The sequence below is a fragment of the Sphingobacterium sp. JB170 genome (assembly GCF_900163865.1).
In the GTDB taxonomy this organism is placed as follows: Bacteria; Bacteroidota; Bacteroidia; order Sphingobacteriales; family Sphingobacteriaceae; genus Sphingobacterium.
This window is the reverse complement of record NZ_FUKU01000053.1, coordinates 30,773-41,732: the sequence shown is the minus strand read 5'-3', so window position 1 is coordinate 41,732 and position 10,960 is coordinate 30,773. Positions and strand designations below refer to the sequence as shown.

Here is a 10,960-nt window from a genome sequence, read left to right as displayed (position 1 = left end):
CAATTTAACATACAACTGGCTACCGTTATTTTTTTTTAGTAACGCCCGGTATGGCGTCGCTGCAGTTTCTGCAGTTCGAATAACGAGGGTACCGGAGCTTTTTTACTATGCTGATATATATATCCCGTAGGTCTGCCTTCTAGGCGTCCCCGTAATAGTGCCCCTCGACTGAAAAAACTATAGTTTTCGCCCGAAACCCACGGCCGCTGCAACGTAATACCTTGCGCTTCACAATTCCATAACACCTGCGTTATCCCAGCCCAGCCGTGGCCTGTACCCCAATTCCCTCGATCCTGCACATTGATCTGGCCATCGGTAACGATCTGATCATACAGCGTCCCTACCGCCCAGCGGTGATGTGGACCAATATCGGCATGCGCATATTCCGCGCGACAATTCGTAAAAACATTCGGTCCTAGGGTTTTAGCACCAGTTACAAAATCATGGCGCCCGTGAGACGTATAAAGATTTTTGAAGAGATTAAGCTGCCCGTTGTTATTAAACGAATAACGCCGTCCGCCGGTAATGATGGATTTAGGCGTTAGAGAGGTGCAGTCCAGGACGGTCACCTGCTTAGCGTAATAGCCCAAACTTACGGCAGCATAGCCGAAGTATTGGGCGGTAATACGTTCCACCCAGCAATTTTCCAGCTTATCCATGTCAACCGCAATCCATCCGTGATTTTCGTCCTGCTCATCTGCATATTCCGATTCTAGTCGTAGATCTTCGATGCCCACCTGCGCAATTCTACCCTCAAAGGTGAAAGGGTATATATGGGCAGCACCATACAGCTTATCAATAGCCATCATCACCGGATTGTCTAAAGATATAGTATCTCCATTAACAGCGGTTACACGACGCTCAAATTTCAGCTCATAATCTGTAGGCTGCCACTGAACCGTTCCCGTTTTAGCGTCAATCTGATCCATCTTCAGGGCCGAAATCCAGCGATCGTTCATATTATAACACAAAAGGATATCCATCCCTACCTTTAAACCGGCCGCATCGGCTAAAACAAGCTTCTTAGCGCCCTGCGGCACATAATTTTGAATCACGCGCTGCGCCTCACTTTGGCGAACATTATAGTCACCTGTTCCGGAAATTTTAAGCAAGCTACGACGTCCGCTGCCTGTTGCTATGATTGTGGTACCTCCGGCCTTATCTCCTTCTCCTTTCAACACAACTCCACTCTGGTTAATCTTTAAAGTACCTGCAATACGGTATATTCCCTTAGCCAGCAAAATAGCTCCCCTGAGGCCGTCTTTATCAGGTGGGAGAGCGCTAACACTATCAATCGCCTGTTGTATAACATGCTGATCGTTGCCACTGCTCGATGGGTGGAGTACAACAACGGTAGGAACCTGAGGAATGGCTCTTTTACCTTGCGTATATCCGACAGCTGAAAAATCCGGTATAATATTCCCTCGCTCATCGGGAATATACGTGATATTCCCCTGTTTATCAATTTGGATAGCAAGCTGCTCCTGCCCGGTTACCTGTTGCGCAAAACCCGTCACGCTAACCAATAGCGACACTAGAAGCAAGGGCGCAAAAAAATATTTCGATGCATTCTGTTTGTTAATGTTTATTAGAAATTCCCTACTAATGTCACTTGTTTTCTTAATGCTTTTCATCTTTATCTTCGATTCATTGTGTTGATTAATTCTGTTTTCTATCACACCCACCCATGATTATTTATTCCATACATCAGTTTAAAACCAGATAACTGGGTTTCGAATCGGTAGATTCCTGATTACCTCGCCCTGGGTGGGTAGATGGTCTAGTTTGGCCCAGAGCTCTATCCACTGGTCTTTATTGTACGCACTCGCGCAAAACACGAGGGCAGGCTGCGCAACAGGCCACTGTTCCCAGTACATCACATCCTTTTGGTAGGGCCATGCGTCTTTGTTTTTCATAAAAGGGTACATAAATTCCATTGCTGTCCGAAGGCTCGCCCCGCTGTCGGTACTGAATTCCCACAAATTGTCTTCAGAAGAGGAAAGTATGTGTGCAATCATTACCATCGCATCGAGATTAAATAAAGAATAACCGTAAGGTTTAGTTCTACTGAGTTCTAAAGGAAAACTCCCATCCGAGGACAACTGCGTAGGTAACAACACTGTTTTAAAACGCTCGCGCGCAAGTTCAAGCTTCGCCTTATCGCCTACCAATTTTGCAAAACTAGCAACCTGTAGCACCCAGCAAGTACCATGATTATTGGATGCTTTCATCTCGTCAAGACCGTACTGATGTGAGGTTATCCAGTCAAGATATTCCGCAAACCATTCGTGAACCTTCTGTTTGGTCTCTACCGGAAAATCCTCGGCGCGCTCAAAAACAAGCATGCCCTGAGCAACCTCTATTAAGTGGATCGTGTCGATAATTCCTATTCCACGTCCGCTAAAGAGACCTTTTATAGCCTGAGCGTACAAGAGATTTGGATTCATTTTCGTGTCCGCATGGACAAACCAGGCCTCAAGATGCTTTATAGCATGCTCAAGGTATATTGGATCGGGCTTAAGCGTATAGGCAGAGGCTAATGCGCCGATAATTCGACTAAATCGAATCATCGCTCGGCGGTGGGAGACAAAATTTTCAGGGTTACTCTGCCCATCACGCCGCACAAAGGGTCCCTGGGGATTTTGCGGATCTGGCCACCAATAATCCCCTTCTGAATAAAAATCATGAACGCCTCCTTCACTACGCGTACAAATTGTGGCCGTTATCGTCTGGGGCTGTTCTCGCAGGGCCCAGGCCGCCTGATCTTCGATCTGCTGTTTTAATGTGCTACGGACCTTTTCAGCGACGGAAGGTTGCTGAGCACGCAGAGCGGTGGAGAAATAAAGTAGACCTAAAATCGGCAAGTACTTCACAACTTTCATCAGGTTAGTTTTTAACATCTTCATACTCATCTTTACTTTCTTTCCCGATCAGCGGTGTAAGTTGATAGGTCAGGCCGGGTTTAGTTTCAAATTCAATTTCGTAAGACTGCGGGATATCAAGTTCCAGTAATGATCCTTGGGTATTGTTAAAGAATTTCATGACCGCCTTATGTTCGTTTACGCTTCTTGTTTGATCAGATGTAATCACTTCTGTCTCATTGTGTCTTACCACAAGCGGTTGCCAGGAGCGCACCCGGCAGACGCCTCCATTTCCCGAATGGATGCTCGCAGCATGAAGTTTCCCTTCGTTCCACTTTATATTAACGCTAAAATTGCCTCGTGCTCTTATGCCTGATATATACCCTTGGGGCCACCTATCAGGCAATGCTGGCAACAGATGGATTTCTGAGGCGTGGCTTTGCATCAACATTTCAGTTATGCCGGCTGTGGCACCAAAATTACCATCGATCTGAAAAGGAGGATGGGCGTCAAACAGATTGGGATATGCACCACCACCACTCATCTGTCCTCTTTGCTCCCGGGGGTCGATATAATGCAAGGCGTCTTTTAAAATTTTGTAGGCATGATTACCGTCAAAGAGCCTGGCCCACCAGTTTGTTTTCCATGCCATGGACCAACCGGTACTCTCATCACCCCTATCAAGTAGCGTCCGTTTCGCCGCTGCAGCGAGCTCAGGAGTTTTTATCGTACTAATCTGGTTGCCTGGATAAAGACCAAAAAGATGCGAGATATGCCGGTGTTTATCCTGCGGATCATCCCAGTCCTTATACCACTCTTGCAGTTGCCCGTCCCCTCCGATATGATATGGATAAAGGCGCTCCATTGCCGCTTGGAGCTGCAGTTTAAACGGCTCGTCTACGGCAAGCAGTTCGCAAGCGGCTATACATGCAGAAAAGAGTTCACGAATAATAGCCATATCCATGGTACTGGCCATACTCAGCTGATACTCCTTGCCTTTAATTTTCACGGTGTTCTCCGGCGAAGTGGACGGAATCGTAATTAGATATTTGCCGGTCGGATCGTCTACTAACCATTCAAGCATCGCCACAGCAGCACCTCGCATCAACGGATAAGCTTTTTGGGATAAAAAAATTAGATCTTCGGAATATAGATAATGCTCCCACAAATGACAACTGAGCCACGCGCCGGACATAGGCCATGCCGACCAGCGAGGCATCCCTTTGGGATCCCATGTATAACCTCCTGTAGGCGATGTTTTTGCCCATATATCCGAATTATGGTGACTGAGCCATCCATTGTTAATACCGTAATTTACGCGGGCTGTCTGCGCACCATTAACGGCGAGCTCACCTATAAAATCAAATAACGGAACGTGACATTCAGCTAGATTCGTATTCTCTGCTAGCCAGTAATTCATCTGGGTGTTGATATTCATCGTATAATTACTTCCCCAGGGGGGCTGAAGATCGTTGTTCCATAACCCTTGTAAATTAGCAGGAGGCCCACCAGGGCGCGAACTCGCGATAAGCAGATAACGACCAAATTGGTAATATAGTTCTAAAAGACCATTGTCGGACTCGCCAGCAGAAAATCTACGTATGCGCTCGTCGGTGGTACGCTTGGTATTAACAGGATCACCACCTAAAGAAATGGCCACCCTATTAAAAAGAGACGAATGATCCTGCACGTGCTCTTTTTTGAGTCTTTTAAAAGATTGCTTTTGAAGCTCCTGTAGCCCTTTCAAAGCAGCCTTATGGGCATCCACTCCCTGAAGTCCTGGTGACTTATCAAAACCTGCAAAGCTTGTTGCATCGGTAAGGAAAACAAGAACTTCATCAGCTCCCCTCACATTCACTTGTCCATTTTCATTTGCAACCGTACCACCACTGGTGTGAACGGCGGCATGAATTTCAAACCGCATCCCCTCGCCAAGGGGTTCATTGTATACCACTTGCCTTGGCTCAAAATCACGTTTGGCTATGTAGCTTGGTGCTACACCCTTTAACACCATTTGCCCATTCAGATCTGCTATGACAGTGTGCTTCAATTTGCTAGTAAGCTCCATTTTAAACGAGATCGCTCCAGGTCTATCTGCCGAAATTCGTAGAACAAGACCTCCATCTGTTCTGCTAATAAACGATTCCCTGATATAGTTGATATCATTAATTCTATACCGGACTTTACTTACAGCGCTATCCAAACTAAGCTCCCTGTAGTAATTTGATACCGAAGAGTCCCCATGTTGGAAATGCAGCCACAGGTCTCCCATTGGGAGATAACTAGCGGAATATGGGCCCTGCATCTTCTTCCACAGGTTCTCAGCCTGCGTATACTTCTCTTCCAAAATCGCTTTTCGAACTTCCGGAAGCACGGCTAGCGCGCCTCTATTATTGCCATCACTTGGATAACCCGACCACAATGTATTATCGTTCAGCTGATAATGTTCTGTCTCAAGACCTCCAAAAACCATGGCTCCCATCTTTGCATTTCCTAGAGGCAAAGCCTCTTCCCAAGCGATCGCCGGTTTATTGTACCACAGTTTTACATCCTGTGCTATCACGCTCAAACTCATAGCGAGACAAAAAGGGAGACAAACTATTAAATATCTGAAATATGTTTTCATGTTATAGGCGATTTTATAATAACAGGCTACGACCATTTTTTTAAACTTGACAATCCTTGAAGTATTTTTTACAAAAAGCAATTTCAATACATCACTATTAGTATTGAACCTTTCATACAGCTCATACAGCGCTAGATCAGTAAAATTATCCGATGGTTGTAACTAGCGGTGGACGTTTACTCCTGTAAAGAATAATCTTTCAAGTTTAATGTAATGACTATAGTGTTTGGTTAGCGCATCTGGTTATATATACATTAATGCTCAAATATAACGAGGTAAAGAGAATCAATGGGGAGAATTTTAATTCAGAATGGTGTAGATTTCGTTCAGAACTACGATACTTGCACCCTATGCCGCTGACAGCAGGGAAGCCGAATTTGGAGCAAAAGTTTTTAACGCAAATAAAAATCTTTTCCAAGACTGGTGATCCTATGATCCGTGAAATAAATATCATCTAACGATAAATACAACTTCTGATTTATCGGAATATCCAACTACTTTAAATACTGGAGCAACAGAGTCGTCGTACCGGTCCCTCTTGCTCCTTTTATACCTATCAATCCGTCGCTCCAGTCAATTTCTTGATCTAGATAGTGGGAGAAATCTAAATTAGTTCGGTCAAGCAAAACGTTTGATAAATCCATCAACTCTTCCATTATTGCACTTTTAGAAGTGCAATACACAAAGCAAAATGCACTTTTAAAAGTGCAGAAAAGCGTACTGAGGAAATATAATTAAACACCTCTTGCTTTTTGTACCTTTCAAAAACCGGTTTTATTGACAAAAAAATGGAGTAAACAAACGAGGAATTTTATTTTAATTAAGCTACGTTTTGCCATACTCAACTACGAACGTACGTGGGATTTTTTATTTTCAAACCACAGATGTATCTATACTGAAGTCTTACGTAAGTACAGTGCAGGGAAATGGCTTGTGAGGCATATTAGTTACGCCTACTTCCCTCTTTTTACTACCTTTTACTTTTTAAACGAAAACATATTAACGCTTATTACTGGTCCCCCAGCCGTTGCTTAAAACAATAAATACAATATTCGCGGGAATCAGTGCTTTCAGAATTGAATTATAAAACACTGTAAATTAACCTATTGTAAATCACATTTACTTCGCGATCTTCTGAACGATTAGAAAAATCATTTTTTACTAAATCACTTCACTAGTGTCCCACTAAAATCGGGACGTTTTAAAAATTAAGAAGGGCGGGGATTCTAATACAAGAAGCCAAATAGCCATAAAGGGATTTTATTATGGAAGCCATGCGTTATATCGTCTGAAACTACAAAAGCATCCTTGAGACCAGTTATCTGATTTGCCGATTTACCTTTACCACCAATCTCAAAGGTATAACGATTATCAACGACAAAATCTCCTTGTTCTACATATATTAGTTCATGATTATATCCCACTTGGTTACCGAAAAACGTTTCACGCAAATTCCCTTTATTTGTATTCCTTTTACCCAGCACGTAGGCAATATTCGTGTTCTCTAAAAAAATTTTTGATGGTTTCTGTAGCAAGCTTGTGCCTTCGCCTATTTTAAATAAATTCCGCGTTAGATCAATTTCGTCTAAATAATGTAGGTAAGACAACAAGGTACCTCGATTTATTCCGATTTTGTCACTAAGTTTACTAACATTTGGAATAAAGGGCACAGACTCAGCAATCACCGTCAACAACTGTTTAATTTTTCCCACGTAGGCAATATCTATATTTCGCAAAAGGGGTAACTCAATTTCCAACATCAGACTTATGACCTCTTCTAATCGATTATAATATAAATCTAATTCCTCCTTATAAAATGGGTAATACCCGTATCTTAGGTAATTTTCAAAATAAACAAATGGTTTGATTTGCTTATTAATCTCTCTAGCCTTAGCAGTATGTTGATTCAATAACTCCTCCAATGTCAACGAACTAAAATGTACTCCAGTTTCTAACGCAAGGTACTCTCTGAAAGAAAAGCCCTGCATTTTATAGGTAACAGCCCTCCTACTCAGATCCGCGCGGGCGTTCAAAATATCTAACAACGATGAACCCGTAAACACGATCTTCATATCGGGATAATCATCGTATATATTTTTCACTTCTTGCGCCCAACCACTATATTTATGAACCTCGTCGATGAACAAATACTTCCCTCCCTTCTTATCGAATTCATTTACTAAACTCAATAATGAATTTGAATTGAACCAAATAGCATCTAAACTAACATAAATGACTTCATCGAGTCTGTCGGCTAAATGAAGTTTTATAAACTGTAGCAGCATTGTTGTTTTACCGATACCTCTTGCCCCTTTAATCCCAATCAATCTAGCATTCCAATTGATATCGGACATCAAACTACGGGTGAAATTAACATCAGTCCGATCTAATTTTCGATGAAAAAGCTCTATAAAATTTTCCATATTTGTTTATTACAATAAACAAATATACTAATATATTGTTCATCATGATAAACAAAAAATACCAAATATAGTTTACTAAACTAAACAATATAAAAAACTTCTGGCCTACAAAGCCCATTTTGGAATAGCTTTGCAGCTCGAACTCTTTTTCTTAGCCATAATATCGTACCAGTCTTAGCGGTTCAGGGTATAGTTTTTTAGACTTGTATCCGTTTAGTACAATGGTGTCATCCGCCAATAGTCCTGTCGAAGGGTCGATGTTGAAATTGCTTTCAATAACGGAGAAATCCATTGTGGATTTGGCTCTGGAATTAAAACAGGTTGTTTGGGCGAGCTTTCATCCCAAACAACCCGTCTATCTAAAAAATTCAAACTACTATAAAGGAAGATTTTCAAAATCAATATTAGGTGCCGCAGCAGTATTTTCAAAATTGAATTTAGTATTCGGGGCAACAATTTCACTAAAGAATCCCCCATTTTTTAGGAAGAAACCTGTTTGGTTTGCCCCCCCCAAGGCATCGATTCTTTGGTTTGCTTGATACGTATTATCAACCGTAAAATTCGCTTCCGCAATTTTCTTCCACTGCCCACTACTTGTAATCACCCATTGATTTTTATAATTGGCTGTTCTTGACAATGCTCCTTTTTCTGGATTAAAATTTTCAAGGAAACTATGAAACCCTGTTAAATATTTATCCGTCTTTGGTCTCTTAAAACTTGCTATTAATTTCCAATTATCTTCATCAGGAGCATAGAACCACGCGGTAAAATCTGTCTTTCCATTCCCGTCAGGTTGACCTTTTAAAAGGAATTTATAGGTATTACCGGCCTTCCAGTTATATTTCAGATAACTTTGCCCACCAGAACCTTCATTCCCAAATTCACCCGTATAAACTCCTGGTCCTTTTTTATTTAACATAATTTTTTCATCTTCAGGAATCGAATTTGGATCATCAGTAGAATACGGACTCCAAACAGAAAATAAGATTCTTCTTTCCGATTCACTGTTCACCTGAAAACCAAAATAACCCTCACTAAATCCATTTGCCATAAAATAAGATCCAATTGGATCTGAACCTTCGGGAACCTCAACTTCGGAATAATAGTAACTTACATCGTCCGTTGTTGGAATGGTATAGCCTAGGTGACAAGATGGACCTCTTCTTGCCCAATAGTAATATTCAGGGTCATTGCTATAAATCACGCCTTCATTAATTGCAGCACCCGTAACAGAATAACTCTCCACATCAGCAAAGTACCCGCCAGATTTATGTACGCCTTGAAGATCAATTTTAATGTAGCCGGCCTCTACATCAAAATCACCGATGGGATATTCTTTAAGGTCTGCACCAGAAAGCTCTACTGTTCTACGCTCACCGTTAATTGAAATTTGTACCTGACTTGTATTACCAGAAGGAAGGACCTTAGCTTTAAGTCCAAGATTTAATTTTCCATCTTTATTAACTCGAATATAAGTACTCGTAACTGTTTTCTCGTTGTCCCAATTCGTTAATCCATTGTTTGTAATTCTTTCAGAAAATGTTCCGCTACCTGATGAGAGGAAAGCATTACCTGCTAAGGGAAGCGTATAAACTGTATCTAAAGATTCTTCGTTTTTTGGAGATGCAGATTGGAGGTCTTGAGAACAGGACGTAAAGCTGATAAATCCAAGTACTATTACAAGTAAAATTTGATTTAATAAATTTTTAAATTCCATAAGGGTATATTTTAAGGATTATTTAAATTTAGCGATACTAATTCTCATCTTAAAGTATTCAGCAAAAGCAAACGTTTGTCTAAAATTTTAATGCACAAATACATATCAATATATTATGTTGGTTTCATGATCGGGTAACCATACTGCTAAAAGATGACATGCTGAAAAAGGATTTATACAGAAAATTTGGCTTGTATTGATGAGATTGGGATTTTCTCACGAGTAAACATCTGCTTGATCCGGTGTAGCGGTATATGGTATGTATATCTAGCACCACTGTATATTTCGATTCGAAATTGCTATCCACTAGACGTTCTTCTTCTTCAATAATCTCAAAAAGGAAATGAATTGTACTGTGGGAGATGAACACCGATCACACGGAAATTAGGATACAGTTAACGAATTATATCTATTAAATTGGATAACAGAGATATTTGAATGCGAACGTCTTTTTCATCGTCGAGAAGCTCATCATCCACATGCATGTCTCGCCCCCGACCCGTTATCATTAGTTTTTTCGTTTGTATGGGTTTTACCGGGAAATCGATTTCTTTACGATGACCCCGATGCCGTAGGTAACGTTCCAGAAGGGGTCTTTGTTCCACCGAAACGATAACTACATCCATATATCCATCGCGAGGATCGGCCTTATTGCTCAAGTTTAAGTTCGGACCTAAACACGAAATGTTCATCACCGCTATCAAAATAAATTCATCCTCTATAACCCCATCGTCCGTTTCAATTTTGAAGGACGACCCCGGGAAGTCTTCGGTTATCTGAAGCAGCGTCTCGATGGCCATAGAAAATTCCTCTTTGCGAGCCTGATCGGGATCCTCTTTTCTGTTTTCTAAAGTCCGCAACAACTTGGAAAATAGTCCGAAACCGAAAGACTCTAGAAAGTATATCTTCTTGGATAGTCCTAAGACTTGGCCAACATCAATTTTTTCGGGTTCGGCATTTCCCCATGACTGTATATTCGTCTTGCTGTCCCTAGAGATCCCAAGCGAGTTAGCTATATTGTTTGCCGTCCCGAAGGGAAGCAATGCAATCGGGCGGTTATGTTTCAACTTGTTCTTGAGGAGCGTCATTGCCACCTCTCTTACTGTACCGTCTCCTCCCGCCACAATGATGAATTCAGTCAGAGGATCTATTGACTTTAGTGATTTCTTTGTCGCCGAAGAACTATTGCAGTTGTAACCAAATGTCTCAATCATAGAAACAAGTTCTTTCTTAGACTGATTTTCTCCGTCGCCTGCATTTGAATTATAAACAAGATGTACAATTTTACTCGTTTCTTTCATGTTATTTAAACAATACTGCCCGACAAAGGTTT

At 41.5% G+C, this 10,960-nt stretch carries 7 protein-coding genes; all 7 read right to left on the bottom strand.

The window, feature by feature from the left end; translation table 11 throughout:
* Positions 1–35: 35 nt before the first annotated feature.
* Positions 36–1,634, bottom strand: coding sequence for a hypothetical protein (locus tag FM107_RS13715; protein ID WP_086949051.1), 1,599 nt, complete (start codon positions 1,632–1,634; stop codon positions 36–38).
* Between the two features lie 78 nt (positions 1,635–1,712).
* Positions 1,713–2,882 (bottom strand): alginate lyase family protein, encoded by a 1,170-nt coding sequence (locus FM107_RS13710; protein WP_086949107.1) that lies wholly within the window; start codon positions 2,880–2,882, stop codon positions 1,713–1,715.
* A 4-nt stretch (positions 2,883–2,886) separates the two neighbouring features.
* The gene (locus FM107_RS13705; protein WP_086949106.1) at positions 2,887–5,487 is read right to left on the bottom strand and encodes a glycoside hydrolase N-terminal domain-containing protein; all 2,601 of its coding nucleotides are present in this window, start codon (positions 5,485–5,487) and stop codon (positions 2,887–2,889) included.
* Between the two features lie 494 nt (positions 5,488–5,981).
* Positions 5,982–6,143: a hypothetical protein gene (locus FM107_RS19540; RefSeq protein WP_179204488.1), complete on the bottom strand. Its 162-nt coding sequence runs from the start codon at positions 6,141–6,143 to the stop codon at positions 5,982–5,984.
* A gap of 570 nt (positions 6,144–6,713) precedes the next feature.
* The gene (locus FM107_RS13695) at positions 6,714–7,910 is read right to left on the bottom strand and encodes an ATP-binding protein (RefSeq protein ID WP_086949049.1); all 1,197 of its coding nucleotides are present in this window, start codon (positions 7,908–7,910) and stop codon (positions 6,714–6,716) included.
* Between the two features lie 376 nt (positions 7,911–8,286).
* Positions 8,287–9,627, bottom strand: coding sequence for a DUF3472 domain-containing protein (locus tag FM107_RS13690; protein ID WP_086949048.1), 1,341 nt, complete (start codon positions 9,625–9,627; stop codon positions 8,287–8,289).
* A 395-nt stretch (positions 9,628–10,022) separates the two neighbouring features.
* Positions 10,023–10,928 (bottom strand): diacylglycerol kinase family protein, encoded by a 906-nt coding sequence (locus FM107_RS13685; protein ID WP_086949047.1) that lies wholly within the window; start codon positions 10,926–10,928, stop codon positions 10,023–10,025.
* Between the last annotated feature and the right edge of the window lie 32 nt (positions 10,929–10,960).

Bases quoted from the DNA above. Each gene is read 5' to 3' on its own strand.
- FM107_RS13715 (WP_086949051.1), bottom strand. From the start codon at position 1,634: ATGAAAAGCATTAAGAAAACAAGTGACATTAGTAGGGAATTTCTAATA.
- FM107_RS13710 (WP_086949107.1), bottom strand. From the start codon at position 2,882: ATGAAAGTTGTGAAGTACTTGCCGATTTTAGGTCTACTTTATTTCTCC.
- FM107_RS13705 (WP_086949106.1), bottom strand. From the start codon at position 5,487: ATGAAAACATATTTCAGATATTTAATAGTTTGTCTCCCTTTTTGTCTC.
- FM107_RS19540 (WP_179204488.1), bottom strand. From the start codon at position 6,143: ATGGAAGAGTTGATGGATTTATCAAACGTTTTGCTTGACCGAACTAAT.
- FM107_RS13695 (WP_086949049.1), bottom strand. From the start codon at position 7,910: ATGGAAAATTTTATAGAGCTTTTTCATCGAAAATTAGATCGGACTGAT.
- FM107_RS13690 (WP_086949048.1), bottom strand. From the start codon at position 9,627: ATGGAATTTAAAAATTTATTAAATCAAATTTTACTTGTAATAGTACTT.
- FM107_RS13685 (WP_086949047.1), bottom strand. From the start codon at position 10,928: ATGAAAGAAACGAGTAAAATTGTACATCTTGTTTATAATTCAAATGCA.